The sequence below is a fragment of the Streptomyces sp. NBC_01217 genome, from assembly GCF_035994185.1.
GTDB lineage: Bacteria > Actinomycetota > Actinomycetes > Streptomycetales > Streptomycetaceae > Streptomyces.
In genome coordinates, this window is record NZ_CP108538.1 from 6,921,244 (window position 1) to 6,945,866 (window position 24,623).

Below are 24,623 nucleotides of genomic sequence, written 5' to 3' on the forward strand. Positions count from 1 at the left end.
ACGGGATGGTCGGCCCGGGTCGGGGGATGTCCCGGGCCGACCGGTCAGAGGCGGCCGGTGAGCATGCCGTGCCAGTACACCGGCGGCAGCCCGTACCGCTTGAACAGCCACATCATGCGCCGCTCCTTGAAGGGGTCGAGCAGCGGGAACGTGGGCGTGGGATTCAGGTCGTAGTCGAACTCGGCGAGCAGCATCCGGTCGCGGGCGGTCACCAGCGGACAGGAGGTGTAGCCGTCGTACCGGTGCGACGGCGAACGGCCCTCCATCAGGTCGAGCAGGTTGCCGGCCACGGCCGGAGCCTGCTTGCGCACTGCGGCGCCGGTCTTGGAGGTGGGCAGGTTCGCCACGTCGCCGACGGCGAAGACGTTGTCGTAGAGGGGGTGTTGGAGGATGTGCTTGTCGGCGGCGACGAAGCCCTGGGCGCTCGCGGGGTCGGCGAGCGGGCTCGCCTTGACCCAGCCGGGTGCGCTCTGCGGCGGTACGGCGTGCAGGAAGTCGTAGGCGATGGTTTCCTTCGTGCCGTTCGCATGGTCGGTGACGGTGACCTCGCGGCCGTCGCCGTCGACGGCGGTCATCTCCGAGCGCAGCCGCACCTCGATGCCGTACCGCGCGGCCACCTTCTCCAGAGCCTGCGACCAGGCGGGCACCTTGAACATCGCCGGGTCGGGGATGACCAGGATGACGCGGATGTCGTCCAGGACCTTCCGCTTGCGCCAGTGATCGGCGGCCAGATAGGCGATCTTCTGCGGGGCACCGCCGCATTTCAGCGGGGTGGCCGGATGGGTGAAGACGGCCGTACCGGAGCGCATCCCCTTGATCAGCTCCCAGGTGCGCGGGGCGTACTCGGGCGCGTAGTTGCTGCTCACCCGGTCGTGGCCGACGGCCGTGGCCAGGCCCGGCACACCGTCCCAGTCGAGTTGGAGACCAGGCGCCATGACCAGGTACTCGTAGGTGAGTTCGTCGCCGCCGGACAGGGTCACCGTGCGGGCCTCGGGGTCGACGGCCTGGGCGCGGCGGCGGATCCAGCGCACCCCGTCCGGTATCACCGAGCCCTCGGGACGATGCGAGGTGCGCAGGGGTGCCTGGCCGCCGCCGACCAGGGTCCACAGAGGCTGGTACCAGTGGGTGTCGGACGGCTCGATCAGGGTGATGTCGGTGACGCCGGCGCGGCGCAGGCGGGCGGCGACGCTGATGCCGGCGCTGCCGCCGCCGATGACTGCGACGCGGTGGCGGCCGGCGATCGGCGTGTCGGAGGGCGAGGGGGTGGTGGCCATGGCGGTGCTCCCTAAGAATGTGAGGCGGTCCGGGAGGACCGGGTGTGGCTGATGGCGGAGTCGCTCAGGCTGCGTGCTCGTGGCGTCCGGCTGCGATCGGGTGCCCGGCGCGGACCCATGCACCGGTGCCACCGGGCATGGAGTAGGCGTCGATGTCACGGGAGTTCATCCAGTCGGCGGCGGTCTTGCTGCGGTTGCCGCTGGCGCAGATCACGTACACAGGCCGGTCGTTGGGCAGTTCACCGCATTGGGCCGGCACGGAGCGCAGCGGCATCAGTCGCGCGCCCGGCACGTGTCCGGCCGCGTACTCGTCCTCCTCCCGTACGTCGATCACGAGCCCGCCGTCGGCCCAGGCCGTGGCGAACGCCTCCTGCGTTGTCTCGCGAGCCACTTGATTGCCTCCTCAAATACCCCGGGGGGTGTCTTATTGGCGAGAGTAGGGCGGCTGAGAGTGGGTCGTCAAATACCCCATGGGGTATTTGCCCGTCAGGTAAATCGCGGTTCGGCGCCAGGGTCGGGAATGAGCCGTGATCCCCGTGGCTCGGCCTTGGGTAACCGGAGGGTCATCCGCGTCCCGCCGCCCGGTCCGGAGTCCGCGAAGACCATTCCGCCATGGGCGGTGACCAGCTCCTTGACGACAGCGCTGCCGCCTCCGGCGCGGGTGCGGGCCCGCGCCACAGCCGCTCGAAGACGTACGGCAGCTCGTCGGCGGTGATGCCCGGACCGGTGTCGGTCGCCTCTACCAGTGCTTCGGCGGGCGTGGCGGGCGTGGCGACGGTGACAGTGTCGCCGGGACGGCAGTGGCGGGCGGCGTTGCTCAGCAGGTTGCCGAGGGCCTGGTGCAGCCGGTCCGCGTCCGCGCGGGCCAGCAGGGGGACGGGGTCGGGGTGATGCGTACGGTCAGCCCCGCCGTGCACAGCTCGGCCTCACGTTCGGCCAGGGCGGCGCCGGCCAGGGCGGTCAGATCCACCTCGGCCAGGCGCAGGGACAGCCGGGCCGACTCGTCCTCCGCCAGTTCCCCGAGGTCGTCGTGATGCGGCCCAGCCGCAGCGTCTGGTCGTGCAGGGAGGCCAGACGCCTAGCCGACGGGTCGGCGACAAGACGTCGACGCCTGAAGGCCGGCCGAGCATGTAGAGGAACGTGGACACGTGGACGTACTCACGGTCAGTCGTGGGGTGTTGAGGGTGAATCCGTTGTTCCGGGCGATCGGTTCGAGCGGGTGACCGTGCGGCGTGGTCAGAGGCTGGCTCTGCCGTGTCTCCAGTAGCCGCGGAAGGAGATGTCGGATTTGGGGACGTGGCGTTCGCCGACCAGATGCCTGCGAATGCCGGTGGCCAGTGAGGACTCGCCCGCTGTCCAGGTGTAGAAGGGGCCCGGAGGGAGTCGGGCGTCCTTCACGGCGCGCAGGGCGAGGGTGCCGGGCCTGGTGGACGGGTTGCCTCGGGGCAGCCAGTGGATCGTGGTGCCCGGGGGTGCGGTGACCTCGCGGCGGATGTCCTCGGCGGAGGGGACTTCGAGGAAGACCTCGGCCGGCAGCGTGTCGGCGGAGCGCTCCAGGATGGCGAGGGCCGTCGGCAGGGCGCTCTCGTCGCCGACGAGAAGCTGCCAGGTGGCGCCGGGGGTGGGCGCGTAGCTGTATCCCTCGTCGAGGAAGGCGACCTTGTCGCCGGGCTCGGCCGCCAGTGCCCAGGCGGTTCCGGGGGCAACGGGCCCTTCCGCGGGGTCCTGCTCGTGGAGCGAGATCTCGATGTCGAACGCGGACGACTCCGGCGCATGGCGCCGGATCGAGTACGTCCTGACGCGGGGGCGTCGTCCGGCGCTCTGCAGGGTGTGCTGGAGCATCCACCTCTCGTTGCCCGGGAGTACGACGTCGTCGTTGCCGGGGTCGGCGAAGAAGAGGCGGCCCGCCTGGTCGTATCCGGACTGCTCCAGGTGCTGGACATCGTCTCCGCCCAGCGTGATGGAGATGAAGTGTGGGCTGAGCCGTTCGCAGGCCTGGACGGCGAGCGTCAGTATCCGCCGGTGGCGCGGGCGTCTGGTTCCGCCTGCCATCGCTATCGGCCCTCTTCGGTGTTCGCCTGTGTGTCGGTGCTCATGAGGGCAACTCTCGGTCCTGCAGCAGCCGCCGAACCACCGGTAGACTGACGCCCGATGCCGAAAAACCGCCAAACTTCGCCGGAGCCCTCGGAGCCCTCGGAGCCCTCGGAGCTGCGGGACGCGATCCCGCGCGGAGCCGGGTGGCTGCCGCACGGCTACCACCTCGACCCCCACTCACACGTCCAGGGCCAGCTGGTGTACGCGGCCGCCGGCGTGCTGGCCACCACCACCGAGCGTGGGACCTGGGTCGCTCCGGCCAACCGCATGACGTGGACGCCGCCGGGATTCGCCCACTCCCACCGCTTCTACGGCAGGACCGACGTCCGCCTGCTCACCGTCCCGGTCGAGCTGTGCGGAGAGCTCGTCGAACACCCCAGCGTGTTCGCGATCAGTCCCCTGCTGCGCGAAGCCGTCCTGGCGCTGACCGACCGGTCGGAGGCCCGCCCCGGTGCCTATGAGCGGCTGCTCGCAGTCGTGGTCGACGAGCTCTCCGACACCCCTGAGCAGTCCCTGCACCTGCCCGAACCCGGCGACGACCGGCTTCGTGCTGTCACCGATCTCCTGCATGCCGATCCCGGCCGGACCACGACCCTGGCCGAGCTGGGACGAATGGCAGGGGCGAGCGAGCGCACTCTGAGCCGCCTGTTCCGCACCGCGCTCGGCATGAGCTTCCACCGTTGGCGCACCACCCTGCGTATCCACCACGCCTTGGCCCATCTCACCAACGGCCTGTCCGTCACCGACACCGCGATGGAGTGCGGCTGGTCCAACCCCTCCAGCTTCATCGACGCGTTCACCGAGGTTGTCGGCCAGACCCCGGGGCGTTACCAAGCGGATCTGCGTAACGACACGAAGTAGCCATTCCGGCTTCGGTGGCCGGAAGGCCTGTGCGAACGGCGCGCGTACCGGCAGCGCGTGGAGACGGCCCGGGGCTGGACCTTCCTTGGCCCCCGGAGCTCAGGACTGCTTTGTCGCGGGGTGCGTGCGGCGTGCGGCCCAGACGGAGCGTTCGGTGCGGACTACGAGGTCCGTGCGGCGCAGGATGCTGTGGGGGCTGCCGGCGTCGAGGAGTTGGTCGAGCGCGGCGAGGTCTTCGGGGGCGAGCGCGTTTGCGGCGGCGCCACGGATGCGTTGCAGGGTGCCCAGGGCGTAGCGGCCGATCGCCTCGGTGCGGGAGCCATCGATGATCACCGTGATGGTGCGCTCGCCTTCGAGGGCGAATCCGGCGGCGGTCAGCATCGGTCCCCAGTCGGCACCGCGGTGGGGTGCGTGCTCGGCGTGGAAGTGGTCGGTCGCGGCGTGGCAGCGGTCTTCCAGGCCGGGCCGGTCCTCGGGTGCGCTTTCGGGCAGGAAGCGTGGGAAGCCGGCCAGTTCGACGACGGCGAACAGGCCGCCGGGCGCGAGCGTGTCGTGGACGTGGCGCAGGGCGCGGTCGGGGTCGGCCATGTGGTGCATCGAGGCGGAGGCCCATATGAGATCGGGCGTGCCGAGGTCGGGCCAGTCGGCGGCATCGAGGTCGGCCTGCACCGTGCGCACACGTTCCTGCAGTCCCATGGCGCACGCCTTCTCCCGCAGGCGGTGAAGGTGCTCGGCCGAGGAGTCGACGGCGGTGACGTGTGCCTCGGGGAAGCGGGCGAGAAGGGCGAAGGTGCCGGTTCCTGTCCCGCAGCCCAGGTCCACGACCTCGCGCGGGGCCGCCTCGATGGGCAGCCATGCGGTGATGGTGGCGATGTGCCCGGCCAGGACTTCCGCGTCCAGATCGAGGATCTCGGCCTGACTGCTGGAGTCGGCGACGTGCTGGGGGGCGTGGTGCGCGGCATGGCGGGGGGCGTGCGGCTGTGCGTGGGTCATGCCCCCACGCTAGGGCGGCTTTGCGCGTACAGCACGAACACTTGCCGCACTCGCAAGGAGGAGGTCGCCTACGGTGCCGAAGGCGCAAAAATGCCCGCAGCGGGAGGTCACGTGGAGGGGCCGCCCGAGTCGCGGTCACCGCTGTCGGCGCCCTTGCTTCCGTTGTCGCGCTGGTGACCACGCCGGGCGTCACGGTCGAAGATGCCCAGGATCTCGCAGGGGCCGCCCTCGGCGCCGATGGCGTGCGGCAGCATGGTGGGAAACTCCGCGGCCTGGTTGGTCTCGATACGGAAGCGGCGATGGCCCAGCATGAGGATCGCGGTGCCGGACAGGACGACGAGCCATTCGCGGCCGGGGTGGGCGCGCATGCGCGCGGGGTTGTCCGGCGGCGGCTCGGTCATCCGCTGGCGCATGACGGTCATGCCGGGCTCGGCCTTTATGGGCCAGCGCATCAGACTGTGGGCGCCGTCGATCATCGGGCTGGTGACGACGTCGTCCGAGGCGGTCTCCACGAGCTGGTCCAGGGATGTGTCCAGGGCGCGAGCGAGGGTGACCAGCTGATCCAGCGCGAGGCGGCGCTGCCCGTTCTCGATGCGGGAGAGCGTGGACTGACTGACGTTGGCGCGGGTGGCCAGTTCCTCCAGGGACCAGCCCTGCGCCACGCGCAGGGCCCGGATCCGTTTGCGTACCAGGCCGTCCAGCCCGTCATCATTTTGCGTCATAGGCAACATCGTATGCCTTTGATGCAACTCGGGGTTACGTTCCCTTCAGGTGGTCCGGAACAGCTGGGCCACGCCCGAGGAAATGGGGACGAGGACATGGCTGAGGCGATTTCCACGTACGCGAGCGACGTTCTGCCCGATGAGACCGTCGACGTCGTGGTGATCGGTGGCGGCGCCGCGGGTCTCAACGGCGCGCTGATGCTCGCCCGCTCCCGCCGCTCCGTCGTCGTGATCGACAGCGGCACGCCCCGCAACGCACCCGCCGAGGCCATGCACGGCTTCATCGTGCTGGACGGCACCCCGCCCACCGAGCTGCTCAGGCGCGGCCGGGAACAGGTACGCCAGTACGGCGGCCGGGTCGTCTTCGGCGAGGTGGCCTCGGCCGAGCCTGCCGTCCCCTCAAACGAGGGCGACCTGCGTTTCACCGTCACCCTGGCCGACGGCCGCGCCCTGACGGCGCGCCGAGTGCTGGTGGCCACCGGACTTCGCGACGTGTTGCCCTACGTCCCCGGACTCGCCGAGCACTGGGGCCGCAGCGTGGTGCACTGCCCGTACTGCCACGGCTGGGAGGTGCGCGATGAGACCATCGGCGTCCTCGCCACCGGCCCCGCCTCGGTCCACCATGCGCTGCTGTTCCGTCAACTGTCCGACGACCTCGTCTACTTCACCGGCGACACCGAGCTGGACGAGGAGAATCGCGCGCGCTTCGCCGCCCGCGGCATCCGCATCGTCGACACCCCCGTGGACGAGGTCGTCAAGGCCGACGACGGCGGCATCGCCGGGGTACGTCTGGCCGACGACACGTTCGTGGCCCGACGCATCCTCGCGGTCGCCACGCAGATGCAGGCCCGCACCGACGGTCTGGCCGGCCTGAAGCTGCCGATGGAGGACCTGCCCGACAACATGGGCCGCCATTTCGCCTCCGCCATGGCCGGTACCACCGAGGTGCCGGGCGTGTGGGTGGCCGGCAATGCCACCGACCCGATCGCACAGGTCGGCGCCTCCGCCGCGGCCGGCGCGCTGGCCGGCGCGCACATCAACGCCCTGTTGGCCGCCGCGGACACCGATGCGGCGCTCGCCGCAGCACGGGGCGCCGCCACCGCCTGACATCCGGGCCCGCACGGGTCCACCACCTCATTCACTCGGCGACCCGGCATGGTCCGGCGCTGATTCTGCACGCCCTTTTGAGAGGACGCATGAGTACGAACCAGCTTCCACAGGCGGCAGCCACTGACGTGAGCGGCGGGGGCGCGCCGGATGCGCGTCAGCTACGCACGATCCTGATCGCCGTCTCGATCGCGCTGATGGCCGTCATCGCGTCGGTGTCCGGGCTGAACGTCGCCCAGACCCACATGGCCGTCGAGTTCGGCGCCTCGCAGAGCACGGTCCTGTGGATCATCAACATCTACACCCTCGCCCTGGCCGCGCTGCTGCTGCCGCTCGGCGCCATCGGTGACCGCCTGGGCCGCAAGCCGATGCTGATCGCCGGGCTTGCCGTCTTCGGCGTCGCGAGTGTTGCCGCGGGTCTGGCCCCGTCGGCCGAGGTGATGCTGGCCGCGCGTGTGGCCGGCGGGATCGGCGCAGCGATGATCATGCCGATCACGCTTGCTGTCATCACCTCCACCTTCCCCGAGGAGCAGCGCGGCAGGGCGATCGGTGTGTGGACCGGTGTCGCCGGAGGCGGCGGCATCCTGGGCATGTTCCTCTCCGCCCTCCTCGTCGACATCGCGGACTGGCGCCGGCTGTTCGTCCTGCCGGTGGTCCTGATCACCGTGGCCCTGGCCATGACGGTGAAGTCGGTGCCCAACTCCCGCGAACGGTCGGCCCATTCCTTCGATACCGTCGGCGCACTCGTATCGACCGTGGCGGTGGTCGGGCTCATCTTCGTCCTTCAGGAGGGGCCGGAGCGCGGGTGGACCGCGCCCGCGACCCTGACCAGCCTCGCCGTCGGCCTTGTCGCCGGGGCCGGATTCGTGGCCTGGGAACTGCACCGCCGGGACGCATCGCTGCTGGACGTACGCCTGTTCCGGGAGCGCGGCCTGGCCGGCGGCTCGATCACGCTGCTGGTGGTCTTCGGTGTGCAGGCGGGCATCGCCGTGGTGCTCTTCCCGTTCTTCCAGGCCGTGCTCGGCTGGTCAGGACTGCTGTCCACGGCGGCGATGATGCCCATGGCCGTCATGATGATGATGACGTCCGGCCTGGCACCCAAGCTGGCCGCGCGCATCAGCGCCCGCTCGACCATGGCTGTGGGGATCGCGCTGGCCGGCGTCGGTCTGGTACTCATGGCCCTCTTCGTCTCCGTCGACGGCGGCTATCTGTCGATCCTGCCGGGCATGCTCGCCATGGGCGTCGGCATGGGCCTGTCGATGACCCCCTCCACCGAGGCCATCACCAGTTCCCTGCCGCGCGCGAAGCAGGGCGTTGCCTCCGCGCTCAACGACGTGACCCGCGAATTCGGCACCGCACTCGGCGTCGCCCTGCTCGGCGCGCTCCTGTCCGCCGGCTACCGCAACGCCATCGACGACAAACTGCACGGCATCCCCCAGGGGACGGCGGACACCGCACGCGAAGGCATCGCCAACGCCGTCGAGGCGGCGGGCAGCGCAGGTTCGCACGCACAGGACATGGTCCACGCCGCCCAGCAGTCCTTCGTCGACGGCTGGCAGCAGGCCATGTGGGCGGGCGTCGCCGTCATGGGTGTCCTGCTCGTCTACATCGCCCTGCGCGGACCCAAGACCTCCGCCCCCGCAGCGTCGCCGGACGAGGCGGAGCCCACCGAGACCGTTGCCGCCCGATGACCCGGTGAGCAACTGGCTGGACGGCGCGTCGGCAGAGGCGCGCAGCCTCGACGTAGAAAGCTGTATCTCCTCGGAGACGCGGCCCACATCGTTCCGCCGATGAGCGCCAAGGGAATCCATCTCGCTCTCCACGACACGGAGGTGTTCGCCCGCGCCGTCATGCGCCAGGTCGAGGAGGGCGATCCGAGCCTCCTCGACAGCTACTCCTCGACCTGCCTGCGTCACATCTGGAACTACCAGGCATTCGCAACATGGGTTACCGATCTCATGCACAACGCCGGTGACACTTCCTACGGGGGAGAGTTCCGCAAGCAGGTCGCCCGGGCGGAACTGGAACGGCAGTTCACCTCTCCCACGGCGAACAGGCTTCGTCCTTCGCGCTTCCGACCAGCAGCAGCGGTATGGCGATCAGGGCGGCGCCGACGATCGCGGCCCCCGCCAGGATCGGCTTGTGGGGGCGCCCGCTGTCGACGCCGGTGTCGGCCTTGACACCCGGCGGCTCCGTACCCACGGCCGCCGCCACGGCGACGCCCTCCTCGGGCGCCTCGGTGGTACTGGCGGCGGCCGAGGGCGGGGGTGGGGCGGCGACGGTCTCCACCGTGTGGCGGGACAGCACCGGCACCGCGGCAGTCACCGAAGTGCCCGCCCGGATGCCTTCGAACACGGAAGCCGGACCGAGTGGCCCCGCCGAGTCGGTACCAGCACCGACCTTCATACCGTTCAAGTCCGGGAACTTCGAATTCACCAACTTGAGGCACACGGACGAGAGGTACCGGGACAAGGCAGTCCGCATCATCGAGTCGCTGCAGAAGAACGACACCATCCGGAACTACATCGAAAATCGTCCGTGCCGTATCACCCTGTTGGTGCGGACCACGGAGACTCCGGCCAACGTGTGGGACCGGGGCGACGAGGGCGTCGACATCGAACTCGCGAGCTATTATTTCGAGAAGTACGACATCGGCCACGTGATGGGGATGCTCGCCCATGAGATCGGTCTGCATCCGCTGGCCTCTCGGAATGCCGGAATCCCCGACGAGGAGCTGATGTTCCGGGATGTTCCGCTGCCGGTGCCGGGCTTGGCGGACATCAATACTCCGCGCACCATGAGCACGGAGGGCGCCGGTCAGGCCGACCACATCATGGCCGCCTTCCCCAGCAGCACAAGGCACCGGATCTACCGCGAGATCGTCCTGGAGATGGCCAGGACATTCGCGCGGGACACGCAGACCGGCGAAGAGAACGCCAAGTCCAAGGACATCACGGACCTGTTCGACTGCTACCTCATGGACCTCGCATCTATCGCCGTCACCAACGACCACCGGATGAACGCGGCGACGGAGCCCAACTACACGGCGAAGGTCTACAACGCCTACAAGGAAATGCTCCACGCCCAGTTGGCGGAGGACACTTCTCTCCGGGCCCTCCTGCCGTCCGACAAGAGCATGTTCGGCGTGATCAATGATTTCCGGCGCATCGGTCACGGCAGCTGTAGTTCCGGCGTCTGCGCTGGTCAGGAGCTTGTGTGGTCCCTGCTGTGGGCATAGGTACGGCCACCGTGATCATGAACGTTTGTGACGACGTATCAAAACCAGGTGGCCGTGGAGGCGACGATAGCCCGGGCTGCGTGGGGCAGGCTGTTCGGGGCGGCGATGGATGCGATCGCGGGCTGCTTCGCTCGGCGTGAGACCCGTGCCACGGCGGCGGAGATGGTCACCGGGCTGCTGGCGGAGGTGGACACGCGCAACTGCTGGACGCTGGCCGAGGCCCTCGGGCATCCAGGCCCGCACCGGCTGCAGCACCTGCTTTCACGGGCGAGGTTCGACCATGATCGGGCCCAGGAGGAGATCGTCCGCCTGATCGTGCGTGAACTCGATGGCCAGGATGTCGTACTGGTCGCGGACGAGACCGGGGATGCGAAGTCCTCGACCGGGTGTGTCGGCGCCGGGCGCCAGTACTCCGGCGACTCCGTTGCTGAATTGTCTGCGGCGGTCTGGGGCTGTTCGGCATGATCGTCGGTGCGGTCGTTCTGTCTGCCCCGGCCACAGGGGGTCGGTGCGGTGTCCATGCGGCCTGGAGGTCTGCCGCCCATTCCGGAACAGACGGTGCGTACGGCTCGTGCCGCCTTCCCCAGGGGAAGCCTTCCTATGCGGGTCCGCGACCACCTGGCCGAGGTCTTCGATGACGTCTTGTTCGCCGGGGCGTTTCCCGGTCGTGGTGCTCCTGCCCAGTTTCCGGCCCTGCTCGCTCTGGTGACGGTGCTGCAGTTCACCGAGAACCTCACCGACCGGCAGGCCGCGGAGGCGGCGCGGGACCGGCTGTCCTGGAAGTACGCCCTGGGCGCGGAACTGTCCGATACCGGCTTCGACTTCTGCGCGTTGTCGAGGTTCCGTGCCCGGCTGGCCGGTGACGGGATGGAACGGGTGCTCTTCGAGCGGCTGTTGGAGCACTGCCGCGAGGCCGGGCTGGTCAAGGCCGGTGGCAAGCAGCGCACCGACTCCACCCATGTGATCAGCGCGGTCCGTGACCTGAACCGCACCGAGCTGGCCGGGGAGAGCGTACGGGCGGCGCTGGAGGCTCTGGCGGTGACGGCACCGTCCTGGCTGGCCGGGGTGATCGACGTCGCCGAGTTCGCCGAACGCTACGGGCCGCGCGTCGATGGCTGGACGATGCCGTCATCGAAGACCAAGCGGGAGCGACTCGCCCAGGTCTTCGGCCAGGACGCGCTGGCCTTGTGCCGGGCCGCCTGGTCCCCCGGCGCCCCGGTGTGGATTCGTGAGATCGAGGCGGTCGCCCTGCTGAGGCAGGTCCTCGTGCAGACCTACGCCGTCCGCGTCGATGCCCGGGGACGGGAGGTGGTCAGCAAGCGGGACGCCGACAATGACGGTGTCCCGCCCGGCAGTACCCGCCTGGCCTCCCCCTACGACCCCGACGCCCGCTGGTCCGCCAAGGGTGATGACCTCTTCTGGTGCGGCTACAAGATCCATCTCACCGAGACGTGTCACGCTCCAGCCGAAGCCGAAGCCGAAGCCGAAGCCGAAGCCGAAGCCGAAGCCGAAGCCGAAGCCGAAGCCGAAGCCGAAGCCGAAGCCGAAGCCGAAGCCGAAGGCTGTCTCCGTGTCCCGGCACCGAATCTGATCACCGACGTGCACACCACTGACGCCACCGTGCCCGATGTGAAGGCGACCGAGCAGATCCAGAAGAACCTCACCGAGCGCGAGGTGAAGCCCGCCGAGCACTATCTCGACTCCGGCTACCCCTCGGCCGACCTGATCACTGCCGCGGCTGGGCAGGGCATCACCATGGTCACTCCGCTCCTGGCCGACCACTCGCCCCAGGCCAAGGCCGCCGAGGGCTTCGACAAGAGCGCCTTCCAGATCGACTGGAAGGCCCGTCAGGTCCGCTGCCCCGAGGGCTCCACCAGCGCCGACCGGTATCCGGTCACCCAGCACGGCCGCGACGCCATCGTGATCGGCTTCGCCCGCGCCGACTGCCGCCCCTGCCCCTCCCGGACCAAATGCACCAGCTCCGTCCGCGGCACCCGCATGCTCACCCCACGGCCCCACGGCCCCACGGCCCCACGGCCCCACGGCCCCACGGCCCCACGGCCCCACGGCCCCACGAACTCCACGAACGCACCGCCGCAGCCCGCGCCGAGCAGGACACCGAGTCCTGGCGAACCAGTACGCCCTACGCGCGGGCATCGAGGGCACCGTCAACCAGGCACTCGACGTCACCGGCATCCGCCGGGCCCGCTACCGCAGCCTGCCGAAAGTCCGAGTCCAACACGCCTTCTCCGCCACCGCGCTCAACGTGGTCCGGCTCGACACCTGGTGGACCACCGACCCACTACGCAAACCCCGCACCAGCAGACTCGAACGCCTCAGCTACCGACTCGCCAGCTGACAAATTCAGCAACGGAGTCTTCTCGGGGGTTGAACGGATTGTGGGCGATCTGGGCGGCAGGCAGCCGCGGTGACGATGTCAGACTGCCGCCGCCGGTGGCCGGGCAGCCTCGTCGCCCTGTCCGGCGTAGCGCGCGAAGGACGCGGCGCGGCTGCTGATGGGGTGGGCGACGGCGTCGAACGTTGCGGATGCGCCGAGGGCGTCTGCCTTCCTCATGCCAGTCCTCGCACGATCTGCCGCATTCCGTGGGCTTGGTCGGACTCGGGTGCGTAGTCGAGGAGGGGCCTTTGGACTCGGACGGCTTCGCGCTGTTCCTTGACGTCCGGGATGACGGACAACTCGGGCGGGGTGCCGAGTGCCTTCCACTTGGGGAGGGAGGACGTGGCGATGAAGCCGCGTCGGGAGTCGTACTTGTTCACGACCAGTCCGAGCTGTTCGACGTCGATGTCGTAGTCCCGGGTCAGTGAGCCGACCTGGTTCATGAGCATGCCGTATGCCTGGGCGGAGGTGTCTTCCGCTTCGACGGGGATGACGAGACCGGAGGCGCCGGGCTTTTCACCGTTGCGCTGGCGGCCGTAGACGAGCCCGGCGTCCATGGCCAGGCCGAGGCTGGGCGGTGAGTCGATGACGATGACGTCGAAGTGCTCTTCGACGGGGGCAAGCGCGCGCGCTCGAGGCCGTCACCCGGCCCCACCACGCCTCGACGCACCGTCAGACACCCGCATACCCAACAACGTGACAGCGCCTGATTCGACGACCGAGACCTGGCCGCCGCGTGCGTTGCGGCCACCACGCTCGGGGAGTGCATCGCTGCACTCAGCTCTCCCGCGGAGAACTCCTGACGGTGATCATGATGGATGCGGAGGTGCGGGTACGAGGCGGGGCGGCCGCTCGTGGGAAGGGCGGCCGCCCCTGTGCCGGTTCAGCTGGGGGGCGTCACTTGTTGACGTTGAAGCCCTGGTCCGTGCCGTAGTCGACGGTGGCCTTCTGCCACTGCTGCAGCCCGTCGGCGAGCGTGGTGTCGGAGGCGTATGCCTTGCCGACGGAGTCGTTGAAGATGGAGTTCGCGTAGACCTGGTAGGGGAGGTAGGACCAATCGGGGACGTGGGCGGCCGACAGGGCGAAGATCCTGTTGGCCTTCTGGCCCCCGAAGTACGGGAAGGGGGTGTCCAGGAACGGCATTGAGTTCAGGTCTGCGGTGGTGGCGGGGAAGGCGCCAGCCGCAATACGTGTGTCGATGCCGTCGGAGTGGTTGGCATATTCGTTGAAGGCGTAGGCGAGGTCTTTGTTCTTGCCTGCCTTCATGACGGCGAGGGAGCTGCCGCCGTTCTCGGAGCTGACTTCAGCGCCCTCTTCCCACTGGGGGAGCGCAGCCACGCGCCAGTCGCCTGCGGCGGACTCGACGCCCGAGGCGAAGTTGGCGGGCATCCACGCGCCGGTGGCGAGGGTGGCGATGGTGCCGTCCGCCAGGCCCTTGTACCACTCGTCGGTCCAGGAGCTGATCGGCGCGAGGAGCTTCTCGTCGATGAGCTTCTGCCAGACCTCGGTGAAGGCGACGACGCCCTTGTCCGCGGTGAGGTCGATACTGACGCCTGTGCTGCTGGTCTTGAAGGGGGTTCCGCCGGCCTGCCAGATCATGCTGGTCGTGAAGCCGGCGTCACCGGTGTCGTTGGTGATGTAGGCCTTCGGGTCCGCAGCGTGCAGTTCCCGTGCCGCCTCGAGGTACTCGTCCCAGGTGGTGGGCGTGGCTATCCGGTGCTTGTCGAGCACCTTCTTGTTGTAGAAGAGCGCCATCGGGCCGGAGTCCATGGGCAGGGCGTACACGGCCTCTTCGACTGTGACCGCGTTCCACGGTCCGGGTGAGTAGTCGTTCTCGAAGTAGTTCGCGCCGTAGCGGCTGAGGTCCTCGAGGGACTTGCCGAGAGCGAACTGTCCGAGGGCGTAGTACTCGACCTGCGCGACGTCCGGTACGCCGGATCCGGCCTGGACGGTGTTCTGTAGGGCGGTGTACTGGTCGTTGCCGGTACCGGCGTTGACCAGCTTCACCTTGACCTTCGGGTACTCCTTCTCGAAGTCGCTGACGACCTGCTTCAGTGTCGGTTCCCAGGCCCACACCGTGATCGAGCCGCCCTTCTTGAGGGCCGTCCTGAGCTCACCAATCGTGACGGTAGTGTCCGAACTGGCGTCGTCGGAGGACCCGCACGCCGTGAGGCTCAGCGCCGCCGCACACAGCAGGCCGACACCGCGCATGGCGCGTCTGGTCATGGTTCTCATATCGCTTCACTCCGTTGTGAGGTGGGCGGTTCATGACGCGTAGCTGCCGTCGGGTCGGGTGGCGGCCCGGTGCGGAGGCGGAGGTCAGCCGAGGATCGCGGCGGCCTGGGCCTTGGCGATGGCCGTCGCCTGCCACAGAGCGCTGTCCCAGGTGGACGTCATCCGGGTGATCAGGCCGTGCCGGCCCAGCTCGAGGGCGGTGGCGCCCAGCGGCAGCGGTGTGCGGCTGATCCATTCGAAGGCGCCGCCCTGGGCACAGCCGACGACGTGCCGTAGGGTCACGCCCTTGCCGTAGGGCAAGGACCGGCAGAGTGCGGCCGAAAAATTCCTGGGCCCGGCCCCGGCCAGCGACCTGGGTGTACAGGGCCACGTCCTCCACGACGACGTCGGGGTCGAGGAGGGCCGCCACCCATGCCGCGTCTCCTGCGGCCAGGACGACACCGAGCTCGCGCGCAACCCTCCGGAGGGCAGGAGCGGCGGTCTCACCGACGGTCTTCTCGCCGAAGTCGGTCGGGAACTGGTCGAGGGGGGTGCGCATGGCGGCGACACCGTCGACACCGAGGGAGCGTCCGTCCCAGTGGTCGACCCAGCGGACGACCTTGCCCTGCCGGAAGTTGATGGTGCCGATGACCCTCAGTACGCTGCCGAACAGCTCCGGCGAGTCGGTGAAGAAGACGACGGCGCTGTTGTCGTCGCCGACGATGCGGGTCGGGTAAGCCATGGCGGACGCGGGCCACTTGGGCATGAGGTCGGCGAACAGGTCGTAGAGGGACTGCCAGTCGGGGAAGGCCCAGCCGACAGTGGCGTCGGTGTAGACGATCGACTTGCGGGAGAAGTGCGCCATCAGGCGGTCGACGTCGCTTCCCGACTTGGCCTCGAAGTAGGACGTGAAGAAGTCCGCCAGCCGGGGCGTGGCTTGGCTTGGCTGACGTCGACGTCGTGTCCCATCACTTTGATCGTGCGGGAAGGGTGGAAGCCGCTCTTGGGGGTGGCGGAAGCCGGGCCGGCGGCCAGGCCGGTCATAGCGGTCGCGGCCAGCATCCCACCGAGCAGCGTTCTGCGGCTCGTACTGCCGTGGCCGGCTAAGGAGAACTGCATCATTCACTCCAGTGATCGTCCCTGCGGCGAAGCGGCCGTCGGCGCCGAAGGTGCGGCTGGTGAAGTCCCTCTTGCACCACGGGGTTTCTGATGGAGACATTAATAGAAGATGCGTACGCAAGCAATCCACCCCCCACCCCCCGCTCGCACCTCACACGGATTGCCCGCTTCACCACCTGCGCAGAAGGGCGCATTGTCGCGGAATTCGGAACGTTCTTCGTCGGTGGGGTCACCCGTGCCCCCTTCACGCGTGACTCCCCGAGCGAGGCCGCGCGCATCGACCGCGACCGTCCCCAATCGCCGAGCGCGCGGAGGACGCACATGAAGTGAACCGTGCTCGAGCGAAGTTGGCGTCATTCGTGGCTGACGTGTTCGCGTCGGTGCCGCGCAAGGATCAGCGGGCGAAGGGTGACTGCTATCTGCGGAGGCTGATGCTGGACGGGCGGCGTAACTGATCGTTTCAGAATGCCCTCCTGCGGAGGCGCTGGCGGCCCCATGGAACAATCCGTTCATTCACGGGCTCAGGCCTGCGTTCCGCGTAATTCGCGACGCCTAGTGTCTCGTGATCCTGTTCATGTCAGTTCGAGTTGTTATTGACGAGTTTCTTCACGTTGGTCGCGACGAGTCGGACCTTCGCGAGGACCTCGTCGGCGGTCGCGGTCCAAGTGAACGGTTTCGCTGTCGTGTTCCAGGAGTTGATGTAGTCGCGGATCTGTTTGATCAGGACGTTGACGCTGGAGAACGTGCCGCGGCGGATGGACTGCCGGGTCAGGATTCCGAACCAGATCTCGATCTGGTTCAGCCACGAGGAGCCGACGGGAGTGAAATGGAAGTGGATGTGCGGGTTCTTGACCAGCCACTCCTTGACCTCGGGTGTGGTGTGCGTCGAGAGGTTGTCCAGGACGACATGGATGTCCTTCCCGGCGTGCGGTTTCACCGCCTTCTTCAAGAAGGCCAGGAAATCCTTGCCGTTCCGGGTCGGCCTGCACTCGCCGAGCACTTCACCAGTGGTGACGTTCAGGGCGGCGAACAGGTTCGTGGTGCCGTGCCGGACGTAGTCGGCGGTGCGCTGCTCGCTCGCCGCGAAGGCGACCGGCAGCACCGGCTGGGTCCGGTCCAGCGCCTGGATCTGCGTCTTCTCGTCGATCGAGAGGACCACCGCGGCGCCCGGCGGGGCCAGATACAGGCCGATCACGTCGGCCACCTTCTCCGCGAACGCGGGATCTTTGGAAATCTTGAAGGTGCCGGACCGGTGCGGCTTCAGGCTTTCCTCGCGCCAGACGCGCGCGATGTAGTGCCAGGACACGGTGATGTTCTCGGTTCGCTCCAGGTACTTCGCCAACTCCCGTGTGGACCAGTGCGAAAGCCCTGTGCCGTCCGGCGGCGTCATGCGCGTCAGCGCGATCACTCGGGACCGCACCCGCGCCGGCACCTGTTCCCGCGCGCCACCGGGACGCTCCCCTTCCAGCCCGGCCAGGCCCTGCTCGGCATAGCGGATCTTCCAGCGGTCCACGGTCGGCAGCGACACCCCGAGCAGCTCCGCAATGTCCTTGCGCCGACGCCCCTCACTCGACCACAGCACGATCCGGCCGCGCGTAGCGATGTCCGCAGGAACGTCCCGACTGTTCACCAACTCCCGCAACTCGGCGGCCTGTTCCACGGAGATCTCCACACCAAGAGACCCTGTCACACAAGATCAAGTAACGCTGACGGAATCACGAGACACTAGTAGGGCTTTGTTAGGTACCCCAAGTGATCCTCGTCAGATAGATTGTGATCTTCTTTCAGGTGTGACACCTGAGGAGATGGAAGAGGTCCGTCCACGGCTGGAGGCGTTCGCGGCCGAGATGCTTGGCTCGCTGGCCCGTCGGGACCAGCGGGCCAAGGGCGAGATGTATCTGTGCGGGCTGATGCTGGACGGTAAGCGCAAGTCGATGCAGCCGATGGCCGAGCGGCTCGGGGTTGACCACCAGCAGCTTCAGCAGTTCGTCTCCTCCTCAACCTGGGACTACTCCAAGGTTCGGGAGCGCCTGGCCCGTTGGGCTGCGGCGCACATCTCTCCCGAGGCGTACGCGATCGACGATGTGGGCTTTCCCAAGGACGGCTACGACTCGCCGGGGGTGGCGCGGATGTACTGCGGTGCGCTGGGCAAGCGCGGCAACTGCCAGATCGGGGTCAGTGTGAATCTGGTGTCCGACCGCGCGTCCTCGGCCGTCGACTGGCGCCTGTTCCTTCCCGAGAGCTGGGACGACACCAAGCACGGCGACGATGCGCTGCTGGCTGACGCGATCCGGCACCGCCGGGCCAAGGCCGGCATCCCCGACGCGGCACGGCACCGGGAGAAGTGGCGCCTGGCCCTGGACATGCTCGACGAGGTTCGCGAAGACTGGGAGTTGCCCGACCTGCCGGTCGTCGCCGACGCCGGATACGGCGACGCCACCGGCTTTCGCGAGGGCCTGACCGAGCGCGGCCTGACCTACGCCGTCGCGGTCAAGGCCATCACGACCGCACACCCGGGCGACGCCACGCCCGAGCGCCCGCCATACTCCGGACAGGGCCGCCCTCCCGTGTCCGCCTACCCCCAGCCGCACACCACCCTGCGCGAGCTGGCCCTGGCAGCCGGACAAGCAGCCACCCGCACCGTCACCTGGCGCCAGGGCAGCAAGGCCACCAAGCACAACCCGAACGCCGACATGCGCTCGAAATTCCTGCCCCTGCGGGTCCGCCCGGCCAACCGACACATCCGCCGCGCCGCCGACGGCTCCCTGCCCGAATGCTGGCTGCTCGTCGAGTGGCCACCCGGCTGCGCCGAACCAACCGACTACTGGCTCTCAACGCTGCCCGCCGACACCCCACTGCGCGAGCTGGTCCGAATCGCCAAGATCCGATGGCGAGTTGAGCACGACTACCGTGAGCTCAAGGACGGTCTCGGCCTGGACCACTTCGAGGGCCGCAACTACCTCGGCTGGCACCGCCACGTCACCCTCGCCTCCCTCGCCCAGGCCTTCTGCACCCTCCTGCGGCTCGACCCAAAAGCCCCTGCGCCGGCCTAACGCTCTACGCGGTCCTCCGCGAACTCCAGGCCCTCCTGGCCACCTGGACCGGCGCCTGCTCGATATGCGGCCAACCCGCACCGACACCCGACCCCCACCACAGGACCTAACAAAGCCCTACTAGCGTGCCCCGACGTGGACATCGAAGATCCCAAAGACCTGGTCCGGCGCGGGTACGACGCGCTCTCCCTCCGCTATGACCAGGTGTACGGCTCCGAGACGAAATACCAGCCGTGGATCAGCGAACTGATCGGTCGGATCCCGGCTGGAGGCACGGTGCTGGATCTGGGGTGCGGTAGCGGGGTACCCGTCGCCCGGACCCTGACGACCGCAGGGCACCGCGTCACGGGCGTCGACATCAGCGAGGTGCAGATCCGCCGGGCACGGGAGCTCGTGCCGCAGGCCGAGTTCATCCGCGCCGATGCCACGGCCATGGACTTCGAACCGTCCTCGTTCGACGCGATCGTCTCGTTCTACGCACTGATCCACATCCCCCTTGATGAACAGCTTCCGCTGCTGGAGAAGATCGCCGGATGGTTGCGTCCCGGCGGTTGGTTCCTGGGCACCACCGGCAACCGGGCCTGGACCGGCATCGACGAGGACTGGCTGGGGGCCGGGACGGCCATGTGGTGGAGTCACGCCGACGCCGCCACCAACCGAGCCTGGATCACTCGAGCCGGCCTGGTCGTCGAGCAGGAGGAGTTCGTGCCCGAAGGCGATGGCGGGCACACTCTGTTCTGGGCCCGCCGCTGCCACTGAGGTTGAACTCGTGGTGTCGTAGAGGCTGACGGCTCCAGCCGGTGGCGAACCGCTTCTCGCTCGATCGCGGCGACCTCAGGAACTACTCGGACTCACGCTCCGGTTCGGTCACGCCTGTGGCGGTCACGGCTTCGACCGAACTACTCGTCCGCAGCAACGGGCGGCGGGGCGGTACTGTCGCGGACCACAAGCTTTGTGGGTACGAGCGTCGTGCCGTGTTCCGCCCCCTCATGACGCATCCGCCGCAGGACACCCTCGACGCACAGGCGTCCCACTTCGGCGAAGTCCTGGTGAACCGTGGTCAGCGGAGGCAGGAAGGAGCCCGCCTCGGGGATGTCGTCGAAGCCGATGACGCTGACGTCATCGGGAATCTTCCGGCCTCGCTCGTGCAAGGCCCGCAAAAGCCCCAGCGCCATCTGGTCGTTGGCGGCGAACACCGCCGTACAGTCCTTCTCGTCGGCGAGTTGCACGCCTGCCCGATAGCCGGACTCCGCCGACCAGTCGCCTCGCACGACGCGCGGCAGGGCGCAGCCCGCCCCGGCGAGTTCGGCGCGCCAGGCATCGGCACGGCGTTGCGCCGCAAAGGACTCCTCGGGACCGGCCAGATGCCAGACCGTGCGATGGCCGAGGTCCAGCAGGTGCCGCACGGCAGCACGGGCTCCACCGGCCTGGTCGGTGTCGACCACGGTGTACCGGTCGCCCGCGTCCGAGTCGGCGACGACGACCTGGACATGAGGGGGCAGGGAGATGGTCGCTGCATCGAGCAGGTGCACTTCCATGATGACGATGACTGCGTCGACGGCGAGCTCGCCCAGCCGGGAGAAGGCGCCACGCACTTCGTCCTGGGTGGGAACGGCGACGGGCAGGAGCGTGACGGCGTAGCCCTCCTGCGCCGCGGACGTGGCGATCGCCTCCAGGGTGCGCATATTGCCTGTGGTGGAGAGGTTGAAGGTGATGACTCCGATGGTGCGGAATTCACCGCGCTTGAGGGCCCGGGCGGCGCTGTTGGGCCGGTAGCCCAGTTCGCTCATGGCGGCCAGCACCTGCTGCCTGGTCTCTTCGGTGACGCCCTCGTATCCGTTGGACACCCGGGAGACGGTCTGCGAGGAGACACCGGCCAGGCGGGCGACATCCGCCATGGACGCGCGCTGCGTGCGAGGCGCGGTCCGCCTGCCCGTGCACGTGCCTGCCCGGTCCTTGCCCGTCGAGGCGCTGTCCGCGGTGTCCACCCGTCTCCTTCTCCACCTGAGTCGCAGTTTCGGTAGGCGTCCCTTGACCACCAACAATGGCGCAGTGTAGACATGCCCCCATCGGATGTTTACGTAAACATATCAGCTGGCCCGGGGTCCTCTCCGGCACGGCATGTTTACGTAAACATCGCGGCGGCGGGCGACGCCGGTTCCGAAAAGGACGAGCGAGGAACGACATGACGACGCTACAACCCCCTGCGGCCATACCCGGTCGTCCGGCGCGGCCGGCGGTGGAACGGGACCGCCGTTCCTGGACAGGTTGGGGGTTCATCGGGCCCTTCGCGGTGGTCTTCGCCTTCGTCTTCCTGGCGCCGATCGCCTATTCGGTCTACCTCAGCCTCTTCCGGAACAAGCTCATCGGCGGCACGTCCTTCGTGGGCCTGGACAACTACCAACAGGCCCTGCACGACAGCCAGTTCTGGGACTCTCTGGGACGGGTGTCGCTGTTCCTGCTGATTCAGGTGCCGATCATGCTGGGCATCGCCCTGCTCGTGGCACTCGCCCTGGACAGTGGGCGGCTGTACGGCAGGGACTTCTTCCGGATCTCGATCTTCCTGCCGTACGCGGTACCCGCCGTGGTCGCCACACTCATGTGGGGCTTCATGTACGGCACCCGCTTCGGTCTGGTGAGCGACATCAACGACGCCCTCGGCGTATCGCTGCCCAACCCGCTCGGTCCCGATCTGATCCTGGCGTCGATCGGCAACATCGTGACCTGGGAGTTCGTCGGCTACAACATGCTGATCTTCTACTCCGCGCTCCGCGTCATCCCGGCATCGCTGTACGAGGCCGCACAGATCGACGGCGCCGGGCAGATCCGTGTCATCACCGCCATCAAGCTCCCCGCCATCCGCGGTGCCCTGGTCATCGCGACGATCTTCTCGATCATCGGCACCTTCCAGCTGTTCAACGAGCCGAGCATCCTGCAGAAACTGGCGCCGAACTCCATCACCACCGACTACACCCCGAACTACTACACGTACTCGCTGTCCTTCTCGGGCCAGCAGCACAACTACTCCGCGACGGTCGCCATCGTCATGGGCCTGATCACCATGGTCATCGCCTACGTCGTCCAGCTGCGCGGCATGCGCAAGGGAGCGTGAAGCGATGAGCAGCCCCGTCACCACCGTCGCCCGGCCACCAGTTCCTTCGGCCGGCTCCGTGCCCCGCCTGCGCACACCGCGCCGGCACAGCCCCGGGCGCCCACGACGCAGCGTGATGCTGACCGTGCTCACCGGTCTGGTCCTCCTCTACTCCTTGGTGCCGCTGATATGGCTGATCATCAGCGCCACCAAGACCCAGGAGGGGCTGGCCCATTCCTTCGGGCTGTGGTTCAACGGCGACTTCGCCCTGTGGGACAACATCCGTGAGACGTTCACCTACAGCGACGGTGTCTTCACCCGCTGGCTGCTGAACACCGTGCTGTACGTCGTGGTCGGGGCCGGTGGCGCCACCTTGCTGGCGGTCCTGGGCGGCTACGCCCTGGCGAAGTTCCGGTTCCCCGGCAAACGCGCCGTCTTCGCCATCGTCATCGGCGCCGTCGCGGTGCCGGGCACCGCCCTGGCCGTTCCCACCTTCCTGATGTTCAGCAAGTTGGGGCTGACCGACACCCCGTGGTCGGTGATCATCCCGTCCCTTATCTCGCCGTTCGGCCTCTATCTGATGTGGGTCTTCGCCTCCGAGGCCGTCCCCGACGAACTGCTGGAGGCAGCCCGTATCGACGGCGCGGGCGAACTGCGCACCTTCTTCCAGGTCGTCCTGCCGCTGCTCGCACCCGGCATCGTGACCGTCTCGCTGTTCACGATGGTCGCAACCTGGAACAACTACTTCCTACCGCTGATCATGCTCAAGGACCCGGACTGGTATCCGCTGACCCTGGGCCTGAACAGCTGGAACGTCCAGGCCGCCACCGCCGGCGGCACACCCGTCTTCAACCTGGTGATCACCGGCTCGCTGATCACCATCCTTCCGCTGATCGCGGCGTTCCTCCTGCTGCAGAAGTACTGGCAGTCCGGGCTCGCCGCGGGAAGCGTCAAGGAGTAACTCCGGAGCCCCGGACGGCAGCACCTCCCCCGGTCTCCCCCACAGATTCTCAACCCTCATCAGGCACGGTTTCGGCCACGACGAAGTGGAAGCACTCCTATGCACATGAACCCCCGCCGCCTGCTGCGCGGCCTCGCCCTGGTCTCGGCCCTCGCCTTGGGGGCGACCGCCTGCGGCGGCTCCGACGACAACAGCTCCAGCACGAAGCCGGTCTCCTCCAAGGACATCGACGCGGCCCTGAAGAAGGGCGGCACGCTCACGGTCTGGGCCTGGGAGCCCACACTGAAGCAGGTCGCCGCCGACTTCCAGAGGGAACACCCGGCCGTCCATGTCAAGCTCGTCAACTCGGGCACCGGAAACGACCAGTACAAGGCCCTGCAGAACGCCATCTCCGCGAAGAAGGGCGTTCCCGACGTCGCGCAGATCGAGTACTACGCACTGGGGCAGTACGCGCTGACGAAGGGTCTGGACGACCTGACCCCGTACGGCGCCGACAAGCTCGCCAGCAAGTACTCCCCCGGCCCGTGGAGCGCCGTGAAATCCGGCAGCAAGAACGTATACGCGCTGCCGATGGACTCCGGGCCCATGGCCCTCTTCTACAACAAGAAGGTCTTCGACAAGTACAAAATCAAGGTGCCGACGACGTGGGACGAGTACCTCTCGGCGGCCCGCGCCCTGCACAAGGCCGACCCCAAGGCGTACATCGCCAATGACACCGGCGACGCCGGCGAGACCACCAGCCTGCTGTGGCAGGCCGGTTCGCGCCCCTACAAGGTCGACGGCACGAACGTGAAGATCGACTTCTCCGACGCCGGCGCCCAGAAGTACACCGCCGTCTGGCAGAAGCTCCTCGACGAGAAGCTGCTGGCGCCCATCACCGGCTGGAGCGACGACTGGTACAAGGGGCTGGGCGACGGCACCATCGCGACCCTGGCCACCGGAGCCTGGATGCCCGCCAACTTCGCCACGGGCGTGCAGGGCGCCTCCGGCGACTGGCGCGCCGCACCGCTGCCCGCGTGGACCGCCGGTGACAAGGCCAGCGCGGAGAACGGCGGCAGCTCCCTGGCCCTGCCCACGCTCGGCAAGAACAAGGAACTCGCCTACGCCTTCACCGAGTACGCGAACGCCGGCAAGGGCGTCCAGACCCGGCTCAAGGCGGGCGCCTTCCCGGCGACCACCGCCGATCTCCAGTCCAGCTCGTTCCAGAACACCGCGTTCCCGTACTTCGGCGGACAGCAGGCCAACAAGATCTTCGCCGAGTCGGCCGCGAACGTCGCCTCCGAGTGGTCGTACCTGCCGTACCAGGTCTACGCCAACTCGATCTTCAACGACACTGTCGGCAAGGCCTACATATCCGGCACCAAGCTGACCGACGGTCTGAAGAGCTGGCAGGACGCCTCCGTCAAGTACGGAAACGAGCAGGGCTTCACCGTTCAGAAGTAACCGCTCAGAAGCAGCCGCCCGGAGGCTGCCGCTGAGGAGCAAGCTCGCAGCGGCA

Annotated in this window: 22 protein-coding genes and 2 pseudogenes; 12 read left to right on the top strand and 12 right to left on the bottom strand. The window is 68.2% G+C overall.

The annotated features are described in order from the left end of the window. Positions 1–44 precede the first annotated feature (44 nt). From OG507_RS30880 to OG507_RS30895, 4 genes are all read right to left on the bottom strand, one after another. Entirely contained in the window at positions 45–1,274 is a 1,230-nt protein-coding gene (locus tag OG507_RS30880; protein ID WP_327370388.1) for an NAD(P)/FAD-dependent oxidoreductase, read from the bottom strand. A 64-nt stretch (positions 1,275–1,338) separates the two neighbouring features. Further along, entirely contained in the window at positions 1,339–1,665 is a 327-nt protein-coding gene (locus OG507_RS30885; RefSeq protein ID WP_327370389.1) for a rhodanese-like domain-containing protein, read from the bottom strand. Positions 1,666–1,837: 172 nt separating this feature from the next. Beyond that, positions 1,838–2,191, bottom strand: a complete 354-nt coding sequence (locus tag OG507_RS30890; protein ID WP_327370390.1) for a sensor histidine kinase — start codon at positions 2,189–2,191, stop codon at positions 1,838–1,840. 319 nt (positions 2,192–2,510) lie between these two features. Continuing rightward, positions 2,511–3,326 carry a siderophore-interacting protein gene (locus OG507_RS30895; RefSeq protein ID WP_327370391.1) on the bottom strand — a complete coding sequence of 272 codons (816 nt, stop codon included), beginning with the start codon at positions 3,324–3,326 and terminating at the stop codon, positions 2,511–2,513. 99 nt (positions 3,327–3,425) lie between these two features. On the opposite strand from OG507_RS30895, the gene OG507_RS30900 reads away from it, so the two are divergent. Beyond that, on the top strand, positions 3,426–4,229 hold the full coding sequence (locus OG507_RS30900; RefSeq protein ID WP_327370392.1) for a helix-turn-helix transcriptional regulator: 804 nt from the start codon (positions 3,426–3,428) through the stop codon (positions 4,227–4,229). 99 nt (positions 4,230–4,328) lie between these two features. Here the strand turns inward: OG507_RS30900 and OG507_RS30905 are convergent, their stop codons facing one another. Together OG507_RS30905 and OG507_RS30910 are read right to left on the bottom strand one after the other, a co-directional pair. After that, positions 4,329–5,222 carry a class I SAM-dependent methyltransferase gene (locus tag OG507_RS30905; protein WP_327370393.1) on the bottom strand — a complete coding sequence of 298 codons (894 nt, stop codon included), beginning with the start codon at positions 5,220–5,222 and terminating at the stop codon, positions 4,329–4,331. 107 nt (positions 5,223–5,329) lie between these two features. Then, positions 5,330–5,944, bottom strand: coding sequence for a helix-turn-helix domain-containing protein (locus tag OG507_RS30910; RefSeq protein ID WP_327370394.1), 615 nt, complete (start codon positions 5,942–5,944; stop codon positions 5,330–5,332). 96 nt (positions 5,945–6,040) lie between these two features. Here OG507_RS30910 and OG507_RS30915 point away from each other — a divergent pair, with 96 nt between their 5' ends. The 3 genes and pseudogenes from OG507_RS30915 to OG507_RS30925 form a co-directional block, all read left to right on the top strand. Next, positions 6,041–7,051, top strand: a complete 1,011-nt coding sequence (locus tag OG507_RS30915; RefSeq protein WP_327370395.1) for an NAD(P)/FAD-dependent oxidoreductase — start codon at positions 6,041–6,043, stop codon at positions 7,049–7,051. Between the two features lie 89 nt (positions 7,052–7,140). Then, entirely contained in the window at positions 7,141–8,742 is a 1,602-nt protein-coding gene (locus OG507_RS30920; RefSeq protein ID WP_327370396.1) for an MFS transporter, read from the top strand. A 57-nt stretch (positions 8,743–8,799) separates the two neighbouring features. Next, a pseudogene (locus OG507_RS30925) lies at positions 8,800–9,111 on the top strand (FAD-dependent monooxygenase); the annotation flags it as partial. On the opposite strand, the gene OG507_RS30930 reads toward OG507_RS30925, so the two are convergent. Continuing rightward, the gene (locus tag OG507_RS30930) at positions 9,086–9,406 is read right to left on the bottom strand and encodes a hypothetical protein (protein ID WP_327370397.1); all 321 of its coding nucleotides are present in this window, start codon (positions 9,404–9,406) and stop codon (positions 9,086–9,088) included. The pseudogene OG507_RS30925 and the gene OG507_RS30930 sit on opposite strands and share 26 nt — an antisense overlap. An 85-nt stretch (positions 9,407–9,491) precedes the next feature. Here OG507_RS30930 and OG507_RS30935 point away from each other — a divergent pair, with 85 nt between their 5' ends. From OG507_RS30935 to OG507_RS30945, 3 genes and pseudogenes are all read left to right on the top strand, one after another. Continuing rightward, positions 9,492–10,289 (top strand): hypothetical protein, encoded by a 798-nt coding sequence (locus OG507_RS30935; protein WP_327370398.1) that lies wholly within the window; start codon positions 9,492–9,494, stop codon positions 10,287–10,289. A 27-nt stretch (positions 10,290–10,316) separates the two neighbouring features. Beyond that, positions 10,317–10,706: pseudogene (locus OG507_RS30940) on the top strand (transposase); the annotation flags it as partial. A 183-nt stretch (positions 10,707–10,889) separates the two neighbouring features. Continuing rightward, positions 10,890–12,806, top strand: a complete 1,917-nt coding sequence (locus OG507_RS30945) for a transposase (RefSeq protein ID WP_327370400.1) — start codon at positions 10,890–10,892, stop codon at positions 12,804–12,806. 54 nt (positions 12,807–12,860) lie between these two features. Here the strand turns inward: OG507_RS30945 and OG507_RS30950 are convergent, their stop codons facing one another. The 4 genes from OG507_RS30950 to OG507_RS30965 all read right to left on the bottom strand — a co-directional run bounded on the left by OG507_RS30950 (position 12,861) and on the right by OG507_RS30965 (position 17,710). Further along, complete coding sequence (locus tag OG507_RS30950) at positions 12,861–13,244, bottom strand: ParA family protein (protein WP_327370401.1); 384 nt, start codon at positions 13,242–13,244, stop codon at positions 12,861–12,863. Between the two features lie 340 nt (positions 13,245–13,584). Beyond that, positions 13,585–14,922 carry an ABC transporter substrate-binding protein gene (locus OG507_RS30955; RefSeq protein ID WP_327370402.1) on the bottom strand — a complete coding sequence of 446 codons (1,338 nt, stop codon included), beginning with the start codon at positions 14,920–14,922 and terminating at the stop codon, positions 13,585–13,587. Positions 14,923–15,006: 84 nt separating this feature from the next. Further along, on the bottom strand, positions 15,007–15,204 hold the full coding sequence (locus OG507_RS30960) for a hypothetical protein (RefSeq protein WP_327370403.1): 198 nt from the start codon (positions 15,202–15,204) through the stop codon (positions 15,007–15,009). A 1,393-nt stretch (positions 15,205–16,597) separates the two neighbouring features. Continuing rightward, positions 16,598–17,710 carry an IS630 family transposase gene (locus tag OG507_RS30965; RefSeq protein WP_327370404.1) on the bottom strand — a complete coding sequence of 371 codons (1,113 nt, stop codon included), beginning with the start codon at positions 17,708–17,710 and terminating at the stop codon, positions 16,598–16,600. A gap of 100 nt (positions 17,711–17,810) precedes the next feature. On the opposite strand from OG507_RS30965, the gene OG507_RS30970 reads away from it, so the two are divergent. Further along, positions 17,811–19,073 (top strand): IS701 family transposase, encoded by a 1,263-nt coding sequence (locus OG507_RS30970; RefSeq protein ID WP_442811045.1) that lies wholly within the window; start codon positions 17,811–17,813, stop codon positions 19,071–19,073. Between the two features lie 135 nt (positions 19,074–19,208). Further along, positions 19,209–19,832, top strand: coding sequence for a class I SAM-dependent methyltransferase (locus tag OG507_RS30975; RefSeq protein ID WP_327370405.1), 624 nt, complete (start codon positions 19,209–19,211; stop codon positions 19,830–19,832). A 140-nt stretch (positions 19,833–19,972) separates the two neighbouring features. Here OG507_RS30975 and OG507_RS30980 read toward each other — a convergent pair whose 3' ends face one another. Next, positions 19,973–20,971, bottom strand: a complete 999-nt coding sequence (locus tag OG507_RS30980; protein ID WP_442811120.1) for a LacI family DNA-binding transcriptional regulator — start codon at positions 20,969–20,971, stop codon at positions 19,973–19,975. 287 nt (positions 20,972–21,258) lie between these two features. On the opposite strand from OG507_RS30980, the gene OG507_RS30985 reads away from it, so the two are divergent. The 3 genes from OG507_RS30985 (at position 21,259) to OG507_RS30995 (ending at position 24,568) form a co-directional block, all read left to right on the top strand. Then, on the top strand, positions 21,259–22,185 hold the full coding sequence (locus OG507_RS30985; RefSeq protein WP_093929901.1) for a carbohydrate ABC transporter permease: 927 nt from the start codon (positions 21,259–21,261) through the stop codon (positions 22,183–22,185). 4 nt (positions 22,186–22,189) lie between these two features. Then, positions 22,190–23,125: a carbohydrate ABC transporter permease gene (locus OG507_RS30990; RefSeq protein ID WP_327370407.1), complete on the top strand. Its 936-nt coding sequence runs from the start codon at positions 22,190–22,192 to the stop codon at positions 23,123–23,125. Positions 23,126–23,224: 99 nt separating this feature from the next. Then, on the top strand, positions 23,225–24,568 hold the full coding sequence (locus OG507_RS30995) for an ABC transporter substrate-binding protein (protein WP_327370408.1): 1,344 nt from the start codon (positions 23,225–23,227) through the stop codon (positions 24,566–24,568). The last annotated feature ends 55 nt before the right edge of the window (positions 24,569–24,623 follow it).